1 protein-coding gene is annotated in these 571 nt (G+C 80.9%); it reads left to right on the forward strand.

Annotation, left to right across the window (positions count from 1 at the left end; genetic code table 11):
- Positions 1-239 precede the first annotated feature (239 nt).
- A complete protein-coding gene (locus ATM99_RS17490; protein ID WP_062104082.1) occupies positions 240-530 on the forward strand; it encodes a hypothetical protein in 291 nt (96 codons plus the stop codon).
- The last annotated feature ends 41 nt before the right edge of the window (positions 531-571 follow it).

The following is a 571-nucleotide window of genomic DNA, read 5'->3' on the forward strand; positions in this document are numbered from 1 at the left end:
GTCTCGGGTCTCGCGCACGGCCGGACGCTAGGGCCGCCGCCGGCCGCGCCGCCTCGTGCGAACCGACGATCCGGGCTCCGGTCGTCCTCCCGACGGAGGAGACGCGCCGCCTCGCACCACCGTGGCCAGGTGTTCACCGCGGTGTCGCCGTCCGCTCGCGGGGGCGTCGGGCGGGGTGCCTACCGTCCGGGTCCACGGGCCGACGCGCGTCGGCCCGGCCAGCACCGGAGGAGGTCGTCGTGGGCGTCCGTCAGGCGTCGCACCGTCGCGACGCGATCACCGCCCTGACGCTCGGCGTCGCGCTCGCGCTCGGCCCCGCGGGGTCCGCCACCGCGGCGGCGCCCGCGCTCCCGGGGACGTCGGTCGTCACGAGCGCGTCCGGGGGCCCGGGGACGCTGGGGGCGGTCGCCGACCTCGCCACGCCGCGCCTGCTGCCCGACGCCGCCGCCGACGCGGGTCTGGGCGTGCTGCTCGCGCTCGGCGTGCTGGGCACGGCCGCCGCGCTGCTCCCCCTGGTCCGCCGCCGCTGACCGATCGACGGCGCGCACCCGCGCACCCGCGCGCGTCGGGC

Origin of the sequence: Cellulomonas sp. B6 (assembly GCF_001462455.1) — a bacterium.
GTDB lineage: Bacteria > Actinomycetota > Actinomycetes > Actinomycetales > Cellulomonadaceae > Cellulomonas.